This window comes from Geotalea daltonii FRC-32 (assembly GCF_000022265.1).
Classification (GTDB): Bacteria; Desulfobacterota; Desulfuromonadia; order Geobacterales; family Geobacteraceae; genus Geotalea; species Geotalea daltonii.
This window is the reverse complement of the sequence record NC_011979.1, coordinates 2,993,802-3,015,792: the sequence shown is the minus strand read 5'-3', so window position 1 is coordinate 3,015,792 and position 21,991 is coordinate 2,993,802. Positions and strand designations below refer to the sequence as shown.

The 21,991-nt window shown below is 53.5% G+C and carries 23 protein-coding genes and 1 riboswitch; of the genes, 11 read left to right on the top strand and 12 right to left on the bottom strand.

Annotated elements, in window-relative coordinates; all coding sequences use genetic code 11:
- The first annotated feature begins 181 nt into the window (after positions 1-181).
- Together GEOB_RS13640 and GEOB_RS13635 are read left to right on the top strand one after the other, a co-directional pair.
- Positions 182-922: a type 1 glutamine amidotransferase domain-containing protein gene (locus GEOB_RS13640; protein WP_012647827.1), complete on the top strand. Its 741-nt coding sequence runs from the start codon at positions 182-184 to the stop codon at positions 920-922.
- Between the two features lie 204 nt (positions 923-1,126).
- Positions 1,127-1,202: riboswitch (cyclic di-GMP riboswitch) on the top strand.
- 109 nt (positions 1,203-1,311) lie between these two features.
- Positions 1,312-1,983, top strand: coding sequence for a C40 family peptidase (locus GEOB_RS13635; RefSeq protein WP_012647826.1), 672 nt, complete (start codon positions 1,312-1,314; stop codon positions 1,981-1,983).
- Between the two features lie 97 nt (positions 1,984-2,080).
- Here the strand turns inward: GEOB_RS13635 and GEOB_RS13630 are convergent, their stop codons facing one another.
- Positions 2,081-2,434: a hypothetical protein gene (locus GEOB_RS13630; RefSeq protein WP_012647825.1), complete on the bottom strand. Its 354-nt coding sequence runs from the start codon at positions 2,432-2,434 to the stop codon at positions 2,081-2,083.
- A 197-nt stretch (positions 2,435-2,631) separates the two neighbouring features.
- On the opposite strand from GEOB_RS13630, the gene GEOB_RS13625 reads away from it, so the two are divergent.
- Complete coding sequence (locus GEOB_RS13625) at positions 2,632-3,972, top strand: DEAD/DEAH box helicase (RefSeq protein ID WP_012647824.1); 1,341 nt, start codon at positions 2,632-2,634, stop codon at positions 3,970-3,972.
- 184 nt (positions 3,973-4,156) lie between these two features.
- On the opposite strand, the gene GEOB_RS13620 is transcribed toward GEOB_RS13625, so the two are convergent.
- The 8 genes from GEOB_RS13620 to GEOB_RS13585 form a co-directional block, all read right to left on the bottom strand.
- The gene (locus tag GEOB_RS13620) at positions 4,157-6,001 is read right to left on the bottom strand and encodes a carbon starvation CstA family protein (protein ID WP_012647823.1); all 1,845 of its coding nucleotides are present in this window, start codon (positions 5,999-6,001) and stop codon (positions 4,157-4,159) included.
- Between the two features lie 139 nt (positions 6,002-6,140).
- Positions 6,141-6,518, bottom strand: a complete 378-nt coding sequence (locus tag GEOB_RS13615) for a hypothetical protein (RefSeq protein WP_041267152.1) — start codon at positions 6,516-6,518, stop codon at positions 6,141-6,143.
- A 152-nt stretch (positions 6,519-6,670) separates the two neighbouring features.
- A complete protein-coding gene (locus tag GEOB_RS13610; protein ID WP_083767152.1) occupies positions 6,671-7,543 on the bottom strand; it encodes an AIM24 family protein in 873 nt (290 codons plus the stop codon).
- Positions 7,544-7,630: 87 nt separating this feature from the next.
- Positions 7,631-7,903, bottom strand: a complete 273-nt coding sequence (locus GEOB_RS13605; protein WP_012647821.1) for a hypothetical protein — start codon at positions 7,901-7,903, stop codon at positions 7,631-7,633.
- Between the two features lie 170 nt (positions 7,904-8,073).
- Entirely contained in the window at positions 8,074-8,697 is a 624-nt protein-coding gene (gene pssA / locus GEOB_RS13600) for a CDP-diacylglycerol--serine O-phosphatidyltransferase (RefSeq protein WP_012647820.1), read from the bottom strand.
- Between the two features lie 143 nt (positions 8,698-8,840).
- On the bottom strand, positions 8,841-9,884 hold the full coding sequence (locus tag GEOB_RS13595; protein WP_012647819.1) for a hypothetical protein: 1,044 nt from the start codon (positions 9,882-9,884) through the stop codon (positions 8,841-8,843).
- 5 nt (positions 9,885-9,889) lie between these two features.
- Entirely contained in the window at positions 9,890-10,501 is a 612-nt protein-coding gene (locus tag GEOB_RS13590; RefSeq protein ID WP_012647818.1) for a hypothetical protein, read from the bottom strand.
- Positions 10,489-11,040, bottom strand: coding sequence for a hypothetical protein (locus GEOB_RS13585; RefSeq protein ID WP_012647817.1), 552 nt, complete (start codon positions 11,038-11,040; stop codon positions 10,489-10,491). The genes GEOB_RS13590 and GEOB_RS13585 overlap by 13 nt, the downstream gene beginning before the upstream one ends.
- A 464-nt stretch (positions 11,041-11,504) precedes the next feature.
- On the opposite strand from GEOB_RS13585, the gene GEOB_RS13580 reads away from it, so the two are divergent.
- Positions 11,505-12,041 carry a DUF1579 domain-containing protein gene (locus tag GEOB_RS13580; protein WP_012647816.1) on the top strand — a complete coding sequence of 179 codons (537 nt, stop codon included), beginning with the start codon at positions 11,505-11,507 and terminating at the stop codon, positions 12,039-12,041.
- Positions 12,041-12,382 (top strand): hypothetical protein, encoded by a 342-nt coding sequence (locus GEOB_RS13575; RefSeq protein ID WP_012647815.1) that lies wholly within the window; start codon positions 12,041-12,043, stop codon positions 12,380-12,382. The genes GEOB_RS13580 and GEOB_RS13575 overlap by 1 nt, the downstream gene beginning before the upstream one ends.
- 111 nt (positions 12,383-12,493) lie before the next feature.
- On the opposite strand, the gene GEOB_RS13570 is transcribed toward GEOB_RS13575, so the two are convergent.
- The 3 genes from GEOB_RS13570 to GEOB_RS13560 all read right to left on the bottom strand — a co-directional run bounded on the left by GEOB_RS13570 (position 12,494) and on the right by GEOB_RS13560 (position 15,458).
- Positions 12,494-12,793 carry a DUF167 domain-containing protein gene (locus GEOB_RS13570; protein WP_012647814.1) on the bottom strand — a complete coding sequence of 100 codons (300 nt, stop codon included), beginning with the start codon at positions 12,791-12,793 and terminating at the stop codon, positions 12,494-12,496.
- Positions 12,794-13,068: 275 nt separating this feature from the next.
- A complete protein-coding gene (locus GEOB_RS13565) occupies positions 13,069-13,728 on the bottom strand; it encodes a response regulator (RefSeq protein ID WP_012647813.1) in 660 nt (219 codons plus the stop codon).
- Positions 13,728-15,458 carry a sensor histidine kinase gene (locus GEOB_RS13560; protein ID WP_012647812.1) on the bottom strand — a complete coding sequence of 577 codons (1,731 nt, stop codon included), beginning with the start codon at positions 15,456-15,458 and terminating at the stop codon, positions 13,728-13,730. The genes GEOB_RS13565 and GEOB_RS13560 overlap by 1 nt, the downstream gene beginning before the upstream one ends.
- A 718-nt stretch (positions 15,459-16,176) precedes the next feature.
- On the opposite strand from GEOB_RS13560, the gene GEOB_RS13555 reads away from it, so the two are divergent.
- The 6 genes from GEOB_RS13555 to GEOB_RS13530 all read left to right on the top strand — a co-directional run bounded on the left by GEOB_RS13555 (position 16,177) and on the right by GEOB_RS13530 (position 21,895).
- Positions 16,177-16,842: a thiol:disulfide interchange protein DsbA/DsbL gene (locus tag GEOB_RS13555; RefSeq protein ID WP_012647811.1), complete on the top strand. Its 666-nt coding sequence runs from the start codon at positions 16,177-16,179 to the stop codon at positions 16,840-16,842.
- Between the two features lie 12 nt (positions 16,843-16,854).
- Positions 16,855-17,568 (top strand): protein-disulfide oxidoreductase DsbI, encoded by a 714-nt coding sequence (gene dsbI, locus GEOB_RS13550; RefSeq protein WP_012647810.1) that lies wholly within the window; start codon positions 16,855-16,857, stop codon positions 17,566-17,568.
- A gap of 149 nt (positions 17,569-17,717) precedes the next feature.
- Positions 17,718-19,505 carry an aryl-sulfate sulfotransferase gene (locus GEOB_RS13545; protein WP_230198949.1) on the top strand — a complete coding sequence of 596 codons (1,788 nt, stop codon included), beginning with the start codon at positions 17,718-17,720 and terminating at the stop codon, positions 19,503-19,505.
- A gap of 96 nt (positions 19,506-19,601) precedes the next feature.
- Positions 19,602-20,108 (top strand): TlpA disulfide reductase family protein, encoded by a 507-nt coding sequence (locus GEOB_RS13540; protein ID WP_012647808.1) that lies wholly within the window; start codon positions 19,602-19,604, stop codon positions 20,106-20,108.
- A gap of 13 nt (positions 20,109-20,121) precedes the next feature.
- Positions 20,122-20,871: a cytochrome c biogenesis CcdA family protein gene (locus GEOB_RS13535; protein WP_012647807.1), complete on the top strand. Its 750-nt coding sequence runs from the start codon at positions 20,122-20,124 to the stop codon at positions 20,869-20,871.
- A 109-nt stretch (positions 20,872-20,980) separates the two neighbouring features.
- Positions 20,981-21,895 (top strand): transporter, encoded by a 915-nt coding sequence (locus GEOB_RS13530; protein ID WP_012647806.1) that lies wholly within the window; start codon positions 20,981-20,983, stop codon positions 21,893-21,895.
- Positions 21,896-21,991 lie beyond the last annotated feature (96 nt).

Sequence of the window (21,991 nt, the reverse complement as noted above, 5' to 3'; positions counted from 1 at the left end):
TTCCACATAATGACAGTTTTGTAAATAAATACTAACATGCATGCAAGGACTGACAAGAGGGCCTTCCTGCTAAAGAATGTGTGGTTGCGAATGCTTGACGCTGGGCAGATATATTGGCGATCCCTTGACATGTTTAAATGGTGAAAGAAAATTTAAGTGATACCCACAAAAGGAGGTTACCATGATCGAAAGCACCAGGCTTGATGGCCATCGCATCGCATTACTTGCCGCAGATGGCTTTGAAAAGGTGGAACTGGAGGTCCCCCTGAAAGCGCTCCGGCTTGCAGGGGCAACGGTAGATGTAGTTTCGCTCAGGCCAGGTCGTATCAGAGGTGTGAACATGCATGAGCCTGCCGGAAAGGTTCAGGTAACCATGACTGTGCAAGAGGCCGATCCCAAGAACTATGAGGGTATATTCATCCCCGGCGGCTTCATCAATCCTGACCTGCTTCGCCAGTCTGCGGAAGCAAGAGAGTTCGTCCATTCATTCGATGTATCCGGCAAGCCCATTGCCACCATTTGTCATGGGGCATGGGTACTGGCATCGGCAGGTATGCTGCGGGGTCGGACCATAACTTCGTGGCCAGGTATTCGCGATGACGTGGTAAATGCAGGAGCGATCTGGCTCGATCAAGCCGTGGTCCGCGACGGTAACCTTATTACCAGCAGAGGCCCGCAAGACTTGATGGATTTTGTTCCGGCGATTATAGATGCATTCTCCGGTGCCGCCCCCTATGCAGAGCGGGCGCCTGCTCATGCAGCTTCGGCGCCCCAGCGGAATGAGCCGCCCAAGGCCATGCTCACAGCCATGAAGTGGATGCCGACTCCGACAGTTCGTACTGCTCTGGGTATCGGAGCCATCGCCATTGGCGCAGTAGCCATGAGTCGCAGAAAAGCGCAGCCCAGGCATGCAGGGATGTGAGATTGAAAACACTTCTAATGGCTCTAATGGCTCCTCATTTGTGACATTTTTTGTCAGAGATGGGACCTATTAGGTAGCTGTTTGTCTATCAAAGATATCTCAGGTCGAAAAATGACAGGAAAAAAATTAAGTAATCTCAGTAAATTATCTGTAATTCGAAAAAGAGGGAATTCATCTTGCACATAGATTAAAAATTTTCACGATAGACGACAATACTAAACCATTCGCGAGAATGGGGCGGAAAACCCATGGGTCTCCTGTAGACAGCCGGGCTGCCGAAATATCACATTTCCGGCACCCGGCTTTCTTTTTTACAGCGGATTGAAAAGCGGGCAAGGAGGTGATTAAAGAGTTCTGGCCGCTGGAATAACAAATGGAGGTGTTGCACCATGTCGATTCGTCATCGCTTGCTTCTGCTCTTCTCCCTGTTCATGGTTTTTTCGTTTCTGGTTGTAGTGTCCAACAGTGAAGCTGCCCGCATCAAGGAGAAAAAAGTAGCAGCCGCCAGCAAGAAAAAAGCTGTTGCTGTCAAAATGAAGCAGCCATCCAGAAAGATTTCACACAATGATTCCCGTCAGCGTCCCTTGCATTTGGAAGAACAATATCTCGTATCGGAATTGGAACCCCAGGAAAACGCAGTGCTGCAAAAGGCTTTCGGTCTCCTCGGGATCAGGTACCGTTTCGGAGGAAGCAGCTATGCCGGTATCGATTGCTCCGCTTTCGTGAGAAAGGTATTTGCATCTCAAAGTCTGTCGCTGCCGCGAACGGCGCGAGAGCAGTATGCACTTGGGAAAGATGTGGCACCCGGAGAGCTGCAGAAGGGTGACCTTCTCTTTTATCGTACATATGCAGGCTTCCCTTCCCATGTCGGGATCTATATCGGCAACGAACTGATGATTCACGCCTCTTCCGAAGGTGGGAGAGTGATGATTTCCAGAGTAGATACCCCCTATTTCCTCTCCCGCTTCCTTGGAGCTCGCCGCATTCCGTCAGATGGAGGAGGAAACCTTTGGGAGGTTGCGGGGACGGAGGAGTTGGAAAAGGAGCTGGTTGACGTTTGATGCTGAGCGCACCGGTTTAGCGCCGCAAATATTGAAAAGGACAGGCTGCATTCTTACCTGAGATAAGACAGCCTGTCCTCTCTCGAATCAACATGTACTACTTCAATTTTTCCTGCAACAGCCCCTTCAGATCCGCCATATCGGCACATCGGCCAATTTCGTCTGCCGAAACAAGCAGGCGAAGCTGTTCCCCTTCCTGCAACAGCACCGCCGGCAGTGCCAGTCCCTGCATCCCGTAACGCTCATGGAACTCGTCGCGGTGGAGAAACTGCATGGGTATCTCCAGCGTCTCCAGGAATTCCTTCCACTCCTGTCGCATGCCGAAGTTGCCGTAGGTAATTGCGCAGAGGTTGCATGAATAGGTTTCTGGTGAAAACACCTTATGGGCAATGTCGGTGAGGGTGTTGAAAAGGCCGCTGTCGGCGTTGTAAACGAAAATGATGCCATTCATTGTCACCTCGATATCTGAAAAAAGAATACCACTGTGGCTGGATGAATTCAAACCCACCCAAATAAATCTGGCCATGAAAGACATTGTCGCCACAGGGGATGACGTGCTATACATGAAATACTTTCGAACCACAGGTTCTGCCTGTGGTTTTTGTTTTCCCAGTCAAGCTGCCACGCTTACATTCAGGAGTACGATACATGTCCTTTGATTCTCTCGGCCTGCGCGTCGAACTGTTGACTGCCATTGCCAGCCAGGGGTACACCATGCCGACCCCCATCCAAACACAAGCGATCCCGGTTATCTTTGAGGGATGCGACCTGCTTGCCGGCGCCCAGACCGGCACCGGCAAAACAGCTGCCTTTGCCTTGCCGATCGTACAAATGCTGGGCGAAAACATTCCCCCGGAAAAGCGTCGTCGGCCACGCGCCCTGGTTCTGGTTCCAACCCGCGAGTTGGCTGCCCAGGTCAGCGAACAGATGAACAACTACGCCCGGCGCCTGTCGCTTCGCTCCACCATGATCTATGGCGGAGTAAATATTCAGGCCCAGATCGAGAGGCTGCACCGAGGAGTCGATATTGTCGTCGCCACGCCCGGGCGACTGCTGGATCATGCGGAGCGGGGGACGGTAAACCTTTCCCGGATCAAGTTCCTGGTCCTTGACGAGGCCGACCGGATGCTCGATCTTGGATTCATCGACGCCATCCAGAAAGTGGCAGAGTATCTGCCGGTGAAACGCCAGACGCTGCTCTTTTCGGCCACCTATTCCCAAAGCATCAAGCAGCTTGCCGACGAACTGCTCAACAAGCCGCGGCGCATAGAGGTAGCGCGCAGCAATATCGCTGCCGACGCTGTGACCCAGGCGATCTATCAGGTTGAAAAGAGCCGCAAGCGGGAGATGCTTTCGTTTCTCATCAGCAGGGGGAAATGGAACCAGGTACTGGTCTTTGCCCGCACCCGCTACGGCGCAGATAAACTGACCGAAGAATTGCTCTATGATGGAATAAAGGCTGCCGCCATCCACAGCAACAAGAGCCAGTCCATTCGGAACCGCACCCTGGCCGAATTCAGGCGTGGCGAATTTCGCGTGTTGGTAGCAACCGACGTGGCAGCCCGCGGGCTCGACATCGAGCAGCTGCCCCATGTGGTAAACTACGACCTTCCCCAGGTTCCGGAAGACTATGTGCATCGCATCGGCCGTACCGGCCGGGCCGGAAAAGAAGGGATAGCCCTTTCGCTGGTGAGCCATGAAGAACAACCGCTGCTGAAGGCAATTGAGAAGCTCCTCAAGTATGCCATTCCGCTCCAAACGCTGGCGGAATTTCCCCAGTATGCAGTCAAACGGAGTGGCGCCAACAAAATCAAGTCGGACAAGGGACCATCAAAGGCCAGGAAGAGAGAGGCAATACCGGCGAAGCAGGCGAAATCTCCGGCAAAGGAGTCGAAGTCTCCATCGAAAGCCTCTTCTCTCAGCCGGAAAAAGGCCGCCATAGAGCGCCCCGCTCCCAAGCTCGGTCGGCGGCGAAGCAGGGAGCGGTAGGAGTTAAAAAGGAAAGGGAGCAAATGAGACAGGGGGCACTCAGGCCCGCCAAGTATGCCCGCAAGAAAAGAAAAAGAGGCTATTTTTGAGCTCGGGCAGTGTCTTGCGCAGTACGATCGAGTTGCCGAATATTTTTCTGAAAGCGCCAAGCCGAAGCGGCAGCACCTTGTATAGTGCCTTTTTCTCACGCAAGGGGCAGATCATCAGGTGCGTGAGGGGAAACGACCGGACAGTATATTTTCTCCCGCTCGTCATTCATGCCGACCGGCTTAGCCGTCTTGAGGAGCGTCAGCCAGACGCGCACATTGTCCACGATGATGACTGTCACCAGGGCAATGATGACGATGCTGAGAACCGTATTGAGCATCATCCCTTTGGCCAGGTAGAGCTTGATGTTCATGAACCCTGCCGCAAAGGTCGTCACCGTGATGAAGGCACAGGGCAGGGCCGTGATAAGCGCATAATGCTTCTTGGCAGAAATACGGAGTATGATCGTCGTCCCGATAGCCAGCGCCAGCGCTGCCAGCGTCTGGTTCGTTACCCCGAACATGGGCCAGATGGAGGATACATCACCGGTGTAGAGGATATACCCCCAGGCAAAGGAGACGGCACCGCTCGTCAGGATGACACCCGGTATCCAGTTGGTCTGTTTGAACGGGGCATGGAGATGCCCCAGGATATCCTGCAGGATGTACCGCGCCACCCGGGTTCCCGCGTCGATTGTGGTCAGGATGAAGAGCGCCTCGAACATGATGATGAACTGGAACCAGTACTTCATGGTGTGCTGCAGACCTTCACCAATACTGGAGAAGATGTACGCCGTGCTTACAGCCAGGGAGATGGCTCCGCCGGGACGGTGGGCAACATCCAGCCCCACCAGGCTGCACAACTCGGGGAGGTTTTTCACCGGCATGTTGAGCTTGGCAAAGGCCGCCGAAGAAGTGTTGATGGCAAAGTAATCATTGGGAACCAGTGTCACCGCAGCCAGGAGCGCCATCAGGCCGATGAAGGCTTCGGTAAGCATGGCGCCGTAGGAGACCATGCGCACCTCCGTTTCCTTTTCCAGCATTTTCGGGGTGGTGCCGGAACCGATCAGGGCATGGAACCCGGAAATGGCGCCACAGGCGATGGTGATGAATACATAAGGCCAGACCGGGCCGGGGATGATCGGGCCGCTGCCGCTGATGAACCGGGTGACAAAGGGCATCTGCACGGTGGGGTTGACGAGGAGAAGCCCCAGTGCCAACCCGCCGATAACGGCGATCTTCATATAGGTGCTGAGATAATCCCGCGGTGCCAGCAAAAGCCATACGGGCAGCGCCGCGGCGCAGAAACCGTAGACCGGCAGGATGATGGAAAGGCTCTCCTTGCTGAAGGTGAACCAGGGGGCGATGGAGGATTGGGCAAGGGGCGCCCCGAAATAGACGGCGGCAAGGACGGCGATCACGCCGAAGACCGTCCCCGACAGGATCGCTCCGGGCCTGACCTTGAACATGTAGACCCCCACCACCATGGCTATGGGAATGGTCATGCCGATGGTGAATACGCCCCAGGGGTTGTTGTAAAGGGCGTTGGCGACGGCCACGGCCAGTCCGGCCAAGGCAACGATAATGATAAACAGGGTGACGAAGGCGGTGGTGATGCCGGTCAGCCTGCTCACATCCCTTTTCGCGATCACCGACAGGGACTGCCCCTGATGGCGGATCGAGGCAAAGAGGATGACCATGTCGTGGACGCAGCCGGCAAAAACAGATCCCAGCAGAATCCAGAAAAATCCGGGCCCCCAACCATACTGGGCTGCCAGTGTGGGCCCGATCAGCGGCCCGGCCCCCGCGATGGCCGCAAAATGGTGGCCGAAAACAACCCACTTGTTGGTCGGCACATAGTCCTTGCCGTCATTGCAGCTAACGGCGGGCGTAACATTGCGGTCGTCCAGCATCAACACCTTCGCGGCAATGAAGGCCGAATAGTAACGGTAGGCCAGGGCTAGGACGCAGAGAGCGGATACCAGCAGATAAATGACACTCATAAACCAGTCCCCTCTTTGATGGGATCACTTCTAAACTTCAGATCTGCCATAAATTGCTACTCTTTGTGACTCGGTGCAAGATAAAATCTCGTCGTAAAAACCGCGAATGTGCTTAATGGCCGATTGGGGCCTCCTCTTTTCAGACAAGCGAGAAGATAATTGCGGCAATGAGAAGTGCTGCGCCGAGGCCGAGGGCGATAGCAGAAAAAGCTATTGAATACTTCGAAATGGTAAACTGTCTGTGGCGTGCTTTAAATTCGGCATTGACTGTCGCAATGTCAGTTTCGGCACTTCGCTCATACCGCCGCATGGCCTGAAGATGCCATGACATGCTGTCAGCCGAGTAATACCTGTGGGCAAGCGCCGCTGCCGCTGAGAGTCCTAAAGAAATCAATGCAGCGATCAATAGCCACTTGGGAGTTTGAGGAATGACCACAGAACGGGAGTCTTTTTCAGGAAAAACAATTCGGGCAACGACAAATCCAATGGCGGATATTCCGATAAGGTCAACCCGCAACAGTTCCGCCGAGAACTCCTGAAACCGCTCCAGAAGCGTGAGGTCATGCTCAATGGTACGTTCGGGGAATCTGGATCAGACCTAAAGTTTTCTTGTCAATTGAACCTCCTATTGATGGTTCGCCGGTCACCCGCCCTTAAACCGGCTCATAGCTATGCATGCTGCATGGTCACTTCCTCGAAAGGCTGCACCACGACAAAGCCCACCCCCTGAAACTTCATCTGCAAAGACTCGCCGCTTCCCCGACCGATGAAGGTCTTCAGCGATGTGTCGGTCTTAAACTCCGGTTTGAGGCTGCCGGACCAGGCCACGGTGGCGTTGGGATCGGTAAAGACAGGTTTGTTGGGGGCGACCTGTAAGGTGAGAGGGTCGTGATGGGTAGTAATGGCGATCAAACCGTTGCCGCTCAGGGTAACGTTGAAAAGGCCCCCGGCCATGGCCCCTGCCAGGGATTTGACCATGGTAACATCGGAACTGATGCTGCTTTCAAAGGCGAGCAGGTCGTTGCCGTTGACCACAAGGGATTCCCCCTGCAGATGGATGATGGAGATCTTCTTGCCGCTGTCGGCAAGGTAGAGCGCCCCCTTCCCCTCCGCCTTAGTGAGTTTGGCACCCTCTCCGCTCACCGATTTCTTCAACAGGTTGCCGAGGCCGCCGTTCAGAACCCCTTCGCGGGTGAACTTGATGGAACCGTTGTAGGCCACCATGGAACCCATCTTCGTCCAGACCATGCCATTCAGGTTAATCTCCAGCATCTGCGGGCTCTCCAGTTCGAAGACCCCCTCCTTGCGGTCTTTCTGGGCCGACTTCTTGACGAATTCCGCCAATGAGTAGCGCCCCTGGGTCTGGGTCGCGGCGGCTACCGGCGCAGGTGCTGCCTGGACGGCTGGTGCGGGATCGGTTGAAGCGGCGGCAAGCGGCGGCAAAGTGACGGCCTCTTTGCATTGGGGGCATTTGCCAGACTTGCCGGCATAAGAATCGGGGAATTCCCGGGAAAAACCGCAGTGGTTGCAGGTGAACAGCATGGGTATCTCCTTATGAGTGATTGCGCGAGGGCAACTATAAACCATCATTGGTATACCTGTTCCCCTGCGTTACTTCCTGAATAATGGCTAATCTTGCCACCTTTTACTTGCTGTTTTTTGTTTGCCGGCATCGGTGGTCGCTGTTACCTTAACCGTGCGTTCCACTCCCGGCGTATATCCGCCAACCTGTGAAAAAATGCGTTGATACTGAACTTCTGGTGGAGATAATTGGTCGTCAGCCAACGAAGAACCTTCGTAACTGGTACTAACCAGAGTAATTGCTTCTGATCCCTCAGCCTTAACCTGCACATCAATGCGATAACCGACAATGTCACGAATACAGCTAATTGAGAAGATCATAATATTTGCTCCTATAAATTTTGTAGTACTGTCCTAAGTACTGTCCTCAGAACCATCAAAGGCTTCAGATTCATTTCAACCATGGCCCGGATGTGACGGGTTTTATCGCCGGAAAAGGTGATGCAAACAGCCGACCAAGGCCAACGGCGGAGGGCGGGTAGAGGTGCACGTCAGAGCTTTGGGAACCGTATCCGGCTCACCATGAGTGAGCCGGAAAGCGCGAAAAACAGGACAATCGGGTGAAGTGTGAATCCGGCAAGCATGACCTCTCCGAACCAGAGGGATTCGTGCAAAGCGCCCTGCGAAGCAGCCATCCACATCATAATGACCAGCAACAGCGACGTTGGAATGGGAGTTCCTTCAAAATACTTCACCTTGTCCCCGCCTTCAGACAGCGCTTCGGCCGTGACATTGAAGCGGGCTAAACGAGATACTCCGCAGGCGACGAATATGGTCAGGACAACACGATCATGCAGCCCCTGCATGCCACAACCGTATGCAATCACAGCTGGGGCTACGCCAAAAGAGACAATGTCGGCGAGAGAATCGAGATCTCGGCCCATAGCCGAGCTCTTCTGCCGCCAGCGGGCAATTCGTCCATCCAAAACATCGAAGACGACAGCGGCAAGGACCGATCCGCAAGCAAAGTAGATATGCCTGACACTCGCCGTTTGCAGGTATGTCATCATGGCAAACAAAGCCGACATGCCACAGGCAGCGTTTGCGAGTGTAAACCAATCGGCAAGATGGAAATCCCGGATCATCGAGAATGGCTTATTTTTGTCAAGATTCATCACTGTTTCTCTCCCGTATTCCGATCTGCTTAATTACCCATAAACAAAGGCAAGACCGACCCCGTGACTTAAAGGTAATCCTATAGCTTTGCTTTTGATAATCCTCTCCAACGTGCTAGCGTCGAAGGGGAAGCATAGAGCAACTATTGCTTCCCAGCCTCAAGAATCTTCTGACATGCAGCAAGCCACCGATCACCCGGTTCGAATAACTTTTCGTTCTGCTTCAATAAACCGGCGACCTGCTCGACAACATCTATATTTGGCGTCCCATCAGGTGACAGTGAAGCTGCTATAAGACCTGTCAGGTAGTATTTGACAACCGTTACAGAATACGGGTTTATGTCATAAGCCTCTCGCAGATACTTATTCCCTTGGGCATAGTCCTTTGTTGCGACAGCAAGATACCCAAGAAACAACCGGGTATCTTCCTGTACCTCACGGGAAACATCTTGAGCGTCTAGAACCTTCAGCAGGCTCTGTTTCCCGCGGACCCGATCGCCACGCAAGACCCTGATAATCCCGTTGATGAAGTTAATGGTGCCCTCGGGTTTTTCTGATATGGCCGGGTATTTGATGTACCCTTCTTTTCCCTGATACTTCACCTTTATGGATTCATACTCCATGGATATGGCCCTGAACACCGGGCCAACCTTTCCGACAGGATTCCTGAAAGTACGGTCGGCGTAGACGACAGCCTGGGAGACATCGGTGTACTCTTTGTAGATCTTTCTGTCCAAAAGGAATGGTTTGAACTCATAGTAGCGGTTCGGTAAGTCGATAGAAAGCTGTGCCTTCGCCTTTGGGCTTTTGACTACCCAGAACGAACCTTTCGGCAGCTTGTCCGCAGGAATGGTCAGTGAACTTTCAACGATAACACCGTCACCATATTTGAAAGCCTTTCCCCAGTACACCATATCCGATTTTGTCTTCCGCCCCGCCCCTTCAGCACTAGAATGATTCGAAAGCACGAGATCCTTATGATTAATGGTGGCACGCCTGATTGAGCGGCCTTTTTCCAGAGTGTTTATCCGAAAGGACTTCAGTATCTCGATGTTAAGAAAGGATGAGACGTTTTTGCCTACCGGATCGCCGGAGAAGGGAGGGAGCAGAAGCCGAAACTTTTCGGCAGCTGCATTGCCGGAAATGAGATGCAAAACCATCAGAGCCAAAACAAGACGTATCAACATCACGGTCACCCCTTCCCGCTGAGATTCTTCAATTCGGTTTTTATGGCCCTTATCAACATGGCAGTGTCGTCACCTTTGCTTACATTTCTCCCATAGCTCAGACTGTTAGCCTTCTGCAGGAATCGGATTGCCTCGGCGGTCTTGTGCAGCCGTTTGGCATCCATCGCAAGAGCATAGAGGGTGACCATTTTGTAGAGATCTCGAAGTTCCTGGTATTCAGCCATGGCAATTTTCGTCGAAATGGTTACCTTTTCCCTGGGAAGACTTCCCCGCAACTTGCAAAGGTAGATAGTCGTATGGAGGCGGCTTTGGTCCATGGCTCCGGTGAATGCCTGCAGAGCCTTGGCTTGATCGACAAATTCTTCATAACTCCTGGGTTCACGGATGCCCCGTTCGACGAAGAGCCCCTTGATATACGATGAATCGGCAAACTCCCGCTTGATATCGTCCACTTTTTCTTTGAGCCGTCTCATCACAAGGTCGTTGTAAGAGTTCTCCCTCTCATTCATGCCTATATACCTGAAAACGGTAATTTTCAGGCGAGGTGGATCCTCCCCTGTCGCGACAGCAGGAGTCCCTATGCAGAGCAGCAGCAGAGCGACAATTATTTTATGCATGGCAACGTCTCCTTCAGAGTCGTGTCATTATCGGTCAGATCCCGAAACAGCACCGTAATCTCGTATTTGCATCCGCTATCCCCGCCCGGATCGAATGCCGTAGGCACATCACTGGCTTCATTCTGGTAGATGTACGTGGAATAGGTTCTGGGTGTGACAACCGGAAATGTCGATTTCTCTTTCCTGGCAAGTTCCTTAGGTTCGGTACTGCTCCCTCCGGATATGACCCGCATGGTAACCTTTTCTATGGTTGCGGGAATATTGCCAGTTTTGCCGGCATTAATCGCTATGGAGCTATCATCTACCAGCCTGCAGAACATCTTTATTCTGCCGGAAATGGAGGCATAGGTAACAAAGGTCACATACAGCGTCGTGCACACCGAAACAATGACGGCAATGACGCCGAAGGATGAACTCGCAACATCCATGGCACGGGCGAAAAATGTCTGATAACAGCCGCAGACCTTGCATTTCCGTGCATTCCTGTGAATTGTCTCTGCACAGATCGAGCATGATTTTGTTTCAGTTTCTGCTGCCATCCAGCCCTCCGATATTGAATCTGTGGATTCTGGGTCAGGGCGCGAAACAGAGGGGTCAGCCATCGGCATGAGACTCCCCGGCTGTTTCGTCTCAACTACTGCACATAACCATGTGCTGCCGAAGATTTCAGCGTAGGAGGTCAACACCACATGGGATAAATCGGGACATCAATCAAGCCATTAAAAATTTTCTCACAGTAAAAATCGCAAGTTGAACTGGGCATTTAATTGGAACCCCACTCTATGGGTATCTTAATTAACTTTTGGCACTATAAGGCAACAGCAAGGCGGATTCAACGGGATTAACACTAAAAACCTTTAATTCATTAACATATTGCTCCCTCTCCTGCCACCTTCCTTGAGATACCGACCATTTCCGATAGAATTGTTAAAGAGATATAACTGCCATTCGTCCAACCGCTGCCCCACCCCATGTCAGGCAGCTATTCTTCAAGGAGGTTCCTATGGCCGCAGAAGCGAAACAAGGCGGGATGGATATGCAGACAATGATGGAAACCTATAAGAAGCTGGCAACGCCGGGTGCCCCGCATCGACTCCTGGCCAGGATGGAAGGAAGCTGGGATGCCCGGATAAAATCATGGATGGAGCCGGATCAGCCCCCTGTGGAATCAGTGGGCATCTGCGAGCAGAAGATGGTTCTCGACGGGCGCTTTCTGCAGCAGGAGTTCAGGGGTAAGATGATGGAAAGCCCATTCAACGGCATCGGTTTCATGGGCTATGATAACAACAGCAAAAAATTCGTCTCCACCTGGATGGATACCATGGGCACCGGTATCTACCTCTTCGAAGGGGATTTGGGGGAAGATGAACGAAGCATTATCCAGACAAGCAGCTACAACGATCCTATACAAGGACCAATGAATTGGCGTTCGGTAACCAGGGTAGTCGATAACGACACCTGGGCGATGCAGATGTTCAGCACCGGCACCGGCGGCAAAGAAATGAAGATGATGGAAGGCGTATACTCACGGAAAAAGTGATGGCCGGCGGGAAATATTCACACTCGCATCAGCCATTCTGGGACGCCACTCCCTTAGTCTGGTGGCCGGAGGCATCCTGGCGCTGTAAAGGGGGGAAGGTCAACCCCCGCAAAAAGTATAAAAACCATCTACTGGAGTTGCTGCACGAACACTCGCTGACCCTGTTTCTCATCCTCACCGGATTGGGCTGGATAGTTGCCTTTCTTAAGGTCGATCCGGAAAGCAAATGGGGAACCGTGGTCAGTAATGTCATCTCGGAATGGTCGCAGCAAATAGGCATGGTAGTACTGACCAAGAGGCTTATCGAGACGGGGTCCAAGGAAAGTGGTGATGACAGGTAGGGCTACCTGAAAAAGGTGCATCAGGCGGCCTTGCCGTCACTGACCGGAAAGCCGCTGGATCTTTGCCTAAACGCCAAGGCGGCGAACAGCTTGCAAGCCCTTGAACTCTTACTAGCATAACTCCTGCTGCCCGATGACTGATGGCAGCCGTTTGGGCGCCTTGATCCGCAGCTGTTTGTTGACATTCATCCGCCCGGACACAACCTGAATATCGCTGACGGAGACGCCAAACTCTTCGGCCAGAAACCGCACCATATGGTCGGTCGCCCGCCCGGCACGGGGAACCGCCGTCACACTGACACAAAGCTGATGCCCCTTCACCTTGCCGATGGCATCCCGCTTGGCATTGGGAGTGCCAAGAATATTAAGCACCAGCGTATCGCCATCCCAGACACAAAACTGTTTCTTCATATTTCTCCGGTGTTAAGTCTCAAGTACGGTCCACCTTGGGGTCCACCTCATATTAAATTGCCCCTTAGTTTTCTCTTTGAGTGGCAGTTGGGGCTGGTCCAAGACCTTATCCTCTCCCGTTTGCCCTGGAACTCCAATAAAGTCACGATACAAGGGCTAATTGCACAATTGCAAGCCTGGCACCACGGCCTTACCCGATTGCACAATTGCAAGCCTGGCACCACGGCCTTACCGGCACCACGGCCTTACCCGTGGTACGAGTTTTGACGAGCAATTCAAGCTGAACCATCCATGTTCATCCGGTACGTCCCGTACTTGATCCGGGTCAGCACGTTCTTTTCCAGCATGATCTGAAATGTGGCGACGACGGTGGGCTTGCTGGCGCCGAGCGCCTCGGCCACTTCGTCATAGGTGCCATTGAACATGTTGTCAGCATCCAGGTGGTTGATGACGTACTCGATGATCTCGGCCCGTCTTCCTCCTAGCGTATCGAGAATTTTCAGCAGAAAATCACTTTTGCCAGCTCCCTGTTTCGTTTCCCGATTTGCGGCTACCTTCTGAGTCGCTATATCGGAAAGGAGCTCGAGCATCTCGTGGAAGTTGAACGGTTTCAAAAGGTAGCCGTCAGCCTTGTGGCGAAACGCATCCAGCAGGTAGTCGGGCTCGGAGTGGGCCGAGACCATGACAACGGCGACTGCCGGATCCTTTTGTTTTATGGCAGTGAGCAGTTCAATGCCGGACAAGCCGGGCATCCGGATATCGGTGAGGACTATATCAGGGTGATGCTCTTCCAGTGCATGCAGGGCCTGTTCGGTGCTGCCAACACAGATGGTGTTTTTGCAGAAACTGCTCAGTACCAGCTTCATCTGCTCCTGCGCAATCTCCTCGTCGTCGACGAAAAGTATGGTCATATCCTGCAACGCATTGACGTTCATTATTCCTCCTTTGGTATTTTGGCAAATTGCAGACAGATACATGCCCCATACTGCTCTTTCCCCAGCAGTACAAAGGATCTGTTTTCCGCCCAGACCCGGCCCTGGTCGAGATTTTCGACTATCTGACGGCAGAGATAGAGTCCGAGGCCTGTGCCGTCCGCCTTGTCCTTGGTGGTGACATAAGGCTCGAAAATTCGTCTCAGCAGATGATTGGGTATCCCGCCACCGTTGTCCTGAAAGGTAACGGTTACGAGAGAATCGATATCTTCCTGGCAGGAGAGGAGGACAACTCGCTCACCGGTAATCAGGGAGAGTTGATCCCGGGCGTTCAATAGCACATTGATGGTTACCTGCACCAAGTCGTTGACGAACCCCATGGTATGCACCTGCGAGGTGATCCGGTTTTCAATGGTGATCCGGCTCTGTTCCATGACCGGTGCCACCATCGCAATGGCGCGCTCAACAGATGCCTGAAGCTCGATCACCGTTCGACTGCTGCCGGACATCAGCAAAGAGCGCCAGTCATCGATGATGTTGGACATGTACTGAATGTTCTGGTTCGCCTGGGTGATCTGGTTGTTGAGCAGTGTGTCGTCCAGTTTACCGAGCTGGTTCTGCAGCCCGATATTCTGAACGATCAGCGACAGGTTGTAGAGCGGTTGCCGCCATTGGTGTCCTATATGCCCCAGCATTTCCCCGAGGGCGCACTGCTTTGAGCGCTGGGCCAACATCTTATCCTGATTGGTGATGATACGCTCGTACTTTCTGAACCCGACCAGGTTAATAAACAGCATGACAGAAGCGGTTATGGCAAAGAACAGCAGCCAGACGTAGAAATAGCCCCAGTGACGGCTCCGCAGTTCGGTCATGTCATAGGCGACCAAATATTTCCCAACTTCGCGACCTCCATTGTCGCGGAGTACCTGCGATGTGCTCACCAGGTAATATCTCTCCCCTAGTTGTATGTCGTTTTTTGTCCGTTTGAAATCGATTCTGTCTTTGAACTGATTGAAAAACTGGATGTCATTGGCCTTAAGCTTTCTGTAGTAATCGTACACGTACTCTGCAGAATCTGTTTTGTAAGCGCCTTGGTTTTCTATGAGCTTACCTTTGGAAAAAATAGCTGTCTTCACATCCTTCAAAAACCATTTGAGATTGTAGTGGAAAAAGGACAGGTCAACACCTATTTCTATCGTCCCGACTACATTTGAAAGACTGTCCCTAACCGGAAGGACCGTGCAGAAGTATAGGGGGACAATATTGGTTTCATACCCATAGGTATATTTTTTCGTGGTGAAGACCTCTTTGCTCACATTCGGCCTGAATCGTTCCGGGTCGTGGGGGATGGATGGAGGTATCATGTGGTATCTGAGTTTTCCGTTGCGGTCATAAATCAGGACCGAGATGACCGGAACATACCGTTTTCCGAAATCCTGGAAAGCCGGTTCGGCGGCCTTCTGCAGGGCTTCCGTATCACTGCTTTCCAGCAGCCGGGCAAAGTCCTTCTCTTGAGCAACGGCACTAACATAGTTGGCCAGCCTCGAGGAAAGGTACTCCGACTCGCTGTCGTGGGCATTCTTGATGAAACTGTTGATCTTGTTGGCGAAGTAGGCGTAATCGGATGTCCTCTTGTGCAGGTCCATCAGCGAAAAGAAGCAGAACATGCAGAAGAGCAGAATATAGGTGACAATGACGATGCGGTTTTTGTTCGCTTCGAGAAATTTTCTCATGGGGCGGTCCCTCTTCGGGGTAGTTCCTCGTAAGTCGAACCGGTGCTCCAGGCATTGCCAGAGGTGCATGGTTCGGGCCGTATACATAGTGTCAAAGCTAGTTAGTTTAGTTTACTTCATAATAACAATAAGTGTAAACCAAAATAAAATTTCTTCTCCGTAATTACTGTTCCTCCCTATTCCCTCTCTTCAAACCTCTCCATTTCAAAGCATTTACGATCATCGCATAACCCGTTTTGGGTGTTGGTTCAATCTGGGCAAATTTATCCTTTAAAGCTCTATCGGTACAACCCGCTGTTCAAAGACTCTTAGTTATCCTGATTCCATCCACGCAGAAAGGATCGCCATGGCAAGGCTCTGCAAAGATGCGCAGGTCGTCCGGTTACCGTCCCGCGCCGGCAGAAGACGCAGTCGAACGCCTGTCGGTGGCACGCGCACAAAACTTATAAAAAAACCTTGACACATCAATTTTGGTTTTGTTAAATAAACCAAAAAGCAAATATAACAACAAATGTAAACCAATTTACATTTTTATAATTCTAAAAAATAAAATCCTTTATTTAGGTTCATTTTGGTTGTCTAACAACAAGCAGCACTTTCACCAACCCTAGCAATCGGCAAGAAAGGAGGAACATTCAACATCCCGAGACGACACATCACCACGAGGCCAGGATCTGTAGAACCAACAATATCTAAATCACTATCAAGGAGAATGATCATGTCTTTCAAATTCGCAAAAACAATCGCCAAGAGTTTCGCACTGGTAGCTCTTCTTGCCGGTACCAGCTTCGCCTTCACCGAAGGTACCGACTACGTCAAGCTGGCAAAACCGATCCCAAACGCCCAGGGGACCCTGATCAAGGTGTTCAGCTACGACTGCCCCTTCTGCTACAAGTACGATAAAAAAATCACTCCGAACCTGGTTCCCAAGCTGCCGAGCGATCTCAAGTTCCGCCCCTTCCACCTTAAGACCAAGGGCAAGTACGGCGTCCAGGGAAGCGAACTCTTTGCCGTACTGCTGCTCAAGGATCAGAAGGCCGGCCTCTCCGACCGTGACCTTTACACCGAAAAATCCCTGCTGAAAAAGGCGAAGATGGCCTACTACACCGCCTACCACGACAAGAGAGAGCGCTGGGATGCGGGCCCCGACGCCTACCTGAAGACCGGTCTCGACGCCGTCGGCATGACGAAGGCCGATTTTGACAAAGCGAAGAACGACCCCAAGGTCAAGGCGCTGCTGAAAGAGTGGGACCAGTCCTATGATGTTGCCAAGGTCCAGGGCGTTCCCGGCTTCGTCATCAACGGCAAGTACCTCATCATGACCAAGAGCATCACCTCCATAGACGGCATGCTGAAGCTTATCAACGAGCTGAAGACCAAATAAAGGAGATATGTCGTGAAACTCTCAGAAATGATCAGCAGCTTCAGGTCAGAACCGATACAAACCATCAGCCAATGGCAGGACAAGCGGTTTCTCTGGGTATTCATGGCGGTGCTCAGCCTGTTCATGGTCATCCTGGCTCACTCCGTATTCCAGATTTGGCTCTACATGAGACCCTGCGAGCAGTGCGTCTACATCAGGCTGGCCTTCTTCGCCATGGCCTTCGGCGGCGTCGTCGCGGCCATCAAGCCCTCAAACCCAGGCTTGAAGATCGTCGGCTACCTGTTCGCCATCTGGGGAAGCTTCAAAGGTGTCCTCTACAGCATCAAGCTCAACAAGATCCATCACGCCGCCCACAGCGACGACATCTTCGGCGTGCAGGGGTGCTCCCCGGAGCCCACCTTTCCCTTCCACCTTCCCCTGGACAAGTGGTCTCCGGAATGGTTCAAGCCGACTGGAGACTGCGGCTACGACAACCCGATCATTCCTGACGGAGCCCAACTGAGCAACCTGCAGAAGGCCATCACCGACTTCTATTCCGAAGGGTGGTATCTCTGGCCTCCCTCCCATTTCATGAACATGGCCCAGTGCACCGTGATCACCTTCGGTGTCGTGCTCCTGTTCCTGGTCGTGGCGGCAGCCTGCTGGATCGTTACCCTGTGGCGCAAGCGCCATTCTGTAACACACACAGAAAGTTCTGCCTGCACCGGAAATTTGCACAAGGCCTAGTGAAAGAATTTAGACGAAAGGGGCGGCATCTCGCCGCACACAATCAAAAGGAGAAAGGTATGAATAGTCCAAAAGCAGTACTAGTGAAAACCGGAAGAGTGGCGCGGATCGTGTTGTGCTCTGCGATGCTCGGAGCTGCAGTCCCGACCATGGCCTTGGCCATCGGTGGAGCCAGCGGCCCGCATGTCGACTATCAGGTCCAGGGTAAACTCGGCGAGGTTGTCATGAACCCCTACGACATCGCCCCCCTGACCGCAGTCATCAAAAACGGCGGGTACGTCATCAAGGACGTAACGGTGCGGATCGTCCCGAAAAAGGACGGGCAGGAAATCAAATACCGGGTCGCCAACAAGCATCTTCTGACCCACGGCGGCATCCCGGTGTTCGGCCTCTACGCAGACTACGTAAACACCGTCGATGTCCAATACTCGAAGCTCTTCAACGGCAAGTGGGAGCAGGTCAAGGAAAGCTACACCCTCTACGCCCCCCCGGTGTATTCCGAGCCGAACGCCACCAAGACGCTGAAGGCCGCCCTCTTCTCAAGTGCTGAGGTCAAGAAGGTCGACAAGAAGTACAGCGACCGACTCTATTTCGTCAACAACTTCCTGCACAAGGCAGGCAAAGGGACCAGGGCGGTTTGGAACAACCCGATGGGCGGCGCCCTCGAGTGGAACTACTACCCGCAGAACTTCATCGTCGACACTAAGGGCGAAGTCCGCTGGTACATGAAAGTCGACACCATCTACGACCTGAAGTCGATCTACAACGCCGGCGTCATGATGGGCTTCAAGCAGAACGATGACGGCGCCATGAGCTGGGGCTTCGGTCAGCGCTACGTGAAGTACGACATCATGGGGAAAGAGGTCTTCAACCGCGAGCTTCCCGCCGGTTACAACGACGTCTCCCACTCCATCGACAACTCCCCCAACGGCAACTATTTCCTCCGCGTGGCGAGCTCCAACCTGAAGCGGCCCGACGGCAGAAACGTCCGAACCGTGCGCGACGTGATCATCGAGGTCGAACCGAGCTCCGGCCTAGTGAAGGACGAGTGGCGCCTCTTCGAAATCCTCGATCCCTACCGCGACATCAACATGAAGGTGCTCGACCAGGGTGCGGTTTGCCTCAACATCGACGCCAGCAAGGCGGGCCACACCATGACCGCGGAGGAGCTGGCCAAGCAGGACGCGAGCGACAAGTTCGGCGACATCGTCGGCGTCGGACCGGGCCGGAACTGGGCGCACGTGAACAGCGTCGACCATGACGCCGAGGACGATTCCATCATCATCAGCTCCCGCCACCAGTCGGCCGTGGTCAAGATCGGCCGGGACAAGCAGGTCAAGTGGATCCTGGGAAGCCCCGAAGGTTGGAAGAAGGAATACCAGGGCAAGTTCCTGACCCCGGTGGACTCCAAGGGGAACAAGATCGTATGCGAGGCCGGCGGCTCCAAGTGCCCCGGCTACGAGAACGACGAGGGTGGTTTCGACTGGAGCTGGACGCAGCACACCGCCTTCAAGATCGACAGCAAGTCCAAGGGCAACATCCTCTACCTGAGCGTCTTCGACAACGGCGACAGCCGCGGCATGGAGCAACCGGCCCTGCCGAGCATGAAGTACTCCCGCGCCGTCATCTACAAGATCGACCAGAAGAAAATGACCATCGAGCAGCTCTGGGAGTTCGGCAAGGAGCGCGGCAACGGCTGGTACAGCCCAGTCACCTCGCTCACCGAATACCAGACCGACAAGGACTCCGTCTTTGTCTACTCGGCGACGGCCGGCGCTGATTTCGACATCGCCACCGGCGCATTCAAGAGCGACCCCAACCCCTACATCATGGAATTCAACTACGGCTCCAAAGAGCCGGCGGTTGAGATCCAGCTCAAGGATACCACCGGCTACCAGGCTATGCCGTTCAGCGTGGATAAGGCCTTCACCAAGTAACAGTCTTACCAAAAAGCCTCAGGCTGAAGGACCTCCTTCAGCCTGAGGCGCTGTACGATTCCACAGCACCGAAACCGCACAAAGAGAGGTTGTGACATGAACCGATTGCTCCGCTCCATCTGCGCCTGCCTTTTCACCCTCACGGTTCTCGCCGTGGCAACTCCGAGCCAGGCGCAGGATGATGTCGGACTGGTGCGGGTAGGCTCGCCGGCCCCTGACTTCAGGCTGCCAACCCTGAAGGGGGAAAGCAAAAGCCTGTCCCAGTACCGCGGCAAGATCGTCCTCGTGAACTTCTGGGCATCCTGGTGCCCCTACTGCCGCGATGAAATGCCCTCCATGGACCGGCTGCTCAGGTCCTTTCCCAAGGGGGACTTGGTGATCCTGGCAGTCAACATCGAGAAACGCATCCCTGAAAAGTATCGCCGGGCTCCCGTCTCGTTCGACTTTCTCAGTGATGCGGCGGGCCAGGTGCAGCAGAGGTACGGTGCCAATCGTCTCCCGGATACCTTCATCGTCGACCGCAAGGGAATCATACGGCAGCGAGTGACCGGCGGGATTGAATGGGATGCCCCCAAGGTTGTCAGCTACCTGAAATCACTTTAGTGGAGATTCCGTCATGACCTTAGGCCCCGAAATCACCTTCTGGATCGCCTTCTCGGCGGGATTCCTCTCCTTCTTCTCCCCCTGCGTGCTCCCCCTCATTCCCTCCTACATCACCTACATCACCGGACTCTCATTCGGGCAGTTGCAGGAGGCACACCCGGGAGCGAAGGTGCGTCTGGTCGTTCTCGCCCACTCCCTGACCTTCGTCCTGGGATTCTCCGCAGTTTTCGTCGGCATGGGGGCTCTTGCCGGGGTCGCCTCCTCCACCTTCCAGTCGGTCATGAAGGACGGGCTGGTCTGGCTGCAGCGGGCCGGCGGCCTGCTGATCTTCCTCTTCGGCATCCATATGTCAGGGCTGTTCCACTTCGGGCTCCTGCTGGGGGACAAAAGGATCCACATTCAGAACAAACCGCGCGGCCTGGCGGGTACCTTCCTCGTGGGGATTGCCTTTGCCGCCGGTTGGACCCCCTGCATCGGCCCGATCCTCGGGGCCATCCTCGCCATGGCGGCCGGCACGTCGGGTTCGACCGCAAAGAGCATGCTGTTGCTCGGCAGCTATGCGGCAGGACTTGGGATACCGTTTATCATCTCCGGCTTGCTGTTCCACAGTTTTCTCGATTTTTTCAAACGCTTCAAGTCGCACATCCGGAAGATGGAATTCTTTACAGGCCTTCTGCTGATGGCCGTAGGCATCCTCCTTTTTTTCGGTCTCTTCAACAACTTGACGACTTTGCTCTATCAGTTGCTCCCCGCGGGAGCCTGAATCACCTACAGTACCTCTAACCACACTGGTGCCATGTCAGCAGGAATAACAGTTCATTCACGGCAGTTCGATAGCAACACAATGGGACCCAGTTCCAAGGAGTAAGCCAATGAAATTTAACAAGCATATCATCCCGCTTTCCCTCGCGGCCCTTTTCACCTGCACGGGCCCTACCTGGGGTGCTGATGCCCCTGCCGTCCCCCAGCCCTTCGGCCCGGCCATCTCCGCCTTCGGTCCTGCCGGTACCGGTTTTCCGGTAGGAAAGCTCGGTGTCCTCCTAAATTACCAGTACTGTGAGACCGACGGTGTCCGCAAGGGGGGGAGTGAAGTAAGCGAAGCGGTCAAGCTAAGTAAAAATGTCGGGGTGGTGAAACTGCGCTACGGCATCACGGAGGGGCTCGACATACGCACTGCGACCCCCATCTACGACGTTTACAAAAAAAACAACGTCAACGGCGAAAGGAATCATCTTGGCTGGATTGGTGATACCGCCATCGCCCTGCACAAGGTGCTCATGAATCAGGCGAAGGGTGCACCGTTTGATCTGGCGGTAGATGTTGGCCTGGTGGTGCCGACGACGGATGTCAGCAACAAAAGCGTCGACTTCGTCGGCAACGGTGCCTGGGGCACCGGCGGCGCCATCGGTCTTACCTACTCGACAGGCTCGCACCGTATCGACCAGGAGGTCCATGTCTACACCTTTACCGAAGGAGCTCATGACTACCGTAAACCCATGTACGTCCGGAGCACGACCGCCTGGGGCTACGCCATAAACAATTATTTCGACATGGGGGCAGAATCGCAGTTCGACTGGAATGACCAGAGCGAGAAGAACGGCAAAAGCCAGAAAGATTCGAAGAATGAATGGTATGCCGGGCCGAAGGTGGCGTTCAAGTACAGGCCGGCTGGATTCGCGGCAGGATTGGCGGCCATGTTCCCCATGGCTCGCTGGTTTGAGGCCAATACCCCCTCTGAAGGTTTCCGGATCGAGTTGAAACTGAGCAAGACATTTGACCTTTTCTAGAACAAAAGGAGAATCCTGTGATGATTTGTTATTTGAGGGGGGAAATTCAGAAAAAGATAGGGGACAGGCTGGTTTTTAATGTGACTGATAGAAAAC

Bases quoted from the DNA above. Each gene is read 5' to 3' on its own strand.
- GEOB_RS13555 (WP_012647811.1), top strand. From the start codon at position 16,177: ATGTCTTTCAAATTCGCAAAAACAATCGCCAAGAGTTTCGCACTGGTA.
- GEOB_RS13575 (WP_012647815.1), top strand. From the start codon at position 12,041: ATGGCCGGCGGGAAATATTCACACTCGCATCAGCCATTCTGGGACGCC.
- GEOB_RS13570 (WP_012647814.1), bottom strand. From the start codon at position 12,793: ATGAAGAAACAGTTTTGTGTCTGGGATGGCGATACGCTGGTGCTTAAT.
- GEOB_RS13595 (WP_012647819.1), bottom strand. From the start codon at position 9,884: ATGTTGATACGTCTTGTTTTGGCTCTGATGGTTTTGCATCTCATTTCC.
- GEOB_RS13625 (WP_012647824.1), top strand. From the start codon at position 2,632: ATGTCCTTTGATTCTCTCGGCCTGCGCGTCGAACTGTTGACTGCCATT.
- GEOB_RS13560 (WP_012647812.1), bottom strand. From the start codon at position 15,458: ATGAGAAAATTTCTCGAAGCGAACAAAAACCGCATCGTCATTGTCACC.
- GEOB_RS13580 (WP_012647816.1), top strand. From the start codon at position 11,505: ATGGCCGCAGAAGCGAAACAAGGCGGGATGGATATGCAGACAATGATG.
- GEOB_RS13610 (WP_083767152.1), bottom strand. From the start codon at position 7,543: ATGCTGTTCACCTGCAACCACTGCGGTTTTTCCCGGGAATTCCCCGAT.
- GEOB_RS13540 (WP_012647808.1), top strand. From the start codon at position 19,602: ATGAACCGATTGCTCCGCTCCATCTGCGCCTGCCTTTTCACCCTCACG.
- GEOB_RS13585 (WP_012647817.1), bottom strand. From the start codon at position 11,040: ATGGCAGCAGAAACTGAAACAAAATCATGCTCGATCTGTGCAGAGACA.
- GEOB_RS13620 (WP_012647823.1), bottom strand. From the start codon at position 6,001: ATGAGTGTCATTTATCTGCTGGTATCCGCTCTCTGCGTCCTAGCCCTG.
- GEOB_RS13530 (WP_012647806.1), top strand. From the start codon at position 20,981: ATGAAATTTAACAAGCATATCATCCCGCTTTCCCTCGCGGCCCTTTTC.
- pssA (WP_012647820.1), bottom strand. From the start codon at position 8,697: ATGAATCTTGACAAAAATAAGCCATTCTCGATGATCCGGGATTTCCAT.
- GEOB_RS13630 (WP_012647825.1), bottom strand. From the start codon at position 2,434: ATGAATGGCATCATTTTCGTTTACAACGCCGACAGCGGCCTTTTCAAC.
- GEOB_RS13640 (WP_012647827.1), top strand. From the start codon at position 182: ATGATCGAAAGCACCAGGCTTGATGGCCATCGCATCGCATTACTTGCC.
- GEOB_RS13635 (WP_012647826.1), top strand. From the start codon at position 1,312: ATGTCGATTCGTCATCGCTTGCTTCTGCTCTTCTCCCTGTTCATGGTT.
- GEOB_RS13565 (WP_012647813.1), bottom strand. From the start codon at position 13,728: ATGAACGTCAATGCGTTGCAGGATATGACCATACTTTTCGTCGACGAC.
- GEOB_RS13535 (WP_012647807.1), top strand. From the start codon at position 20,122: ATGACCTTAGGCCCCGAAATCACCTTCTGGATCGCCTTCTCGGCGGGA.
- GEOB_RS13590 (WP_012647818.1), bottom strand. From the start codon at position 10,501: ATGCATAAAATAATTGTCGCTCTGCTGCTGCTCTGCATAGGGACTCCT.
- GEOB_RS13545 (WP_230198949.1), top strand. From the start codon at position 17,718: ATGGCCTTGGCCATCGGTGGAGCCAGCGGCCCGCATGTCGACTATCAG.
- GEOB_RS13605 (WP_012647821.1), bottom strand. From the start codon at position 7,903: ATGATCTTCTCAATTAGCTGTATTCGTGACATTGTCGGTTATCGCATT.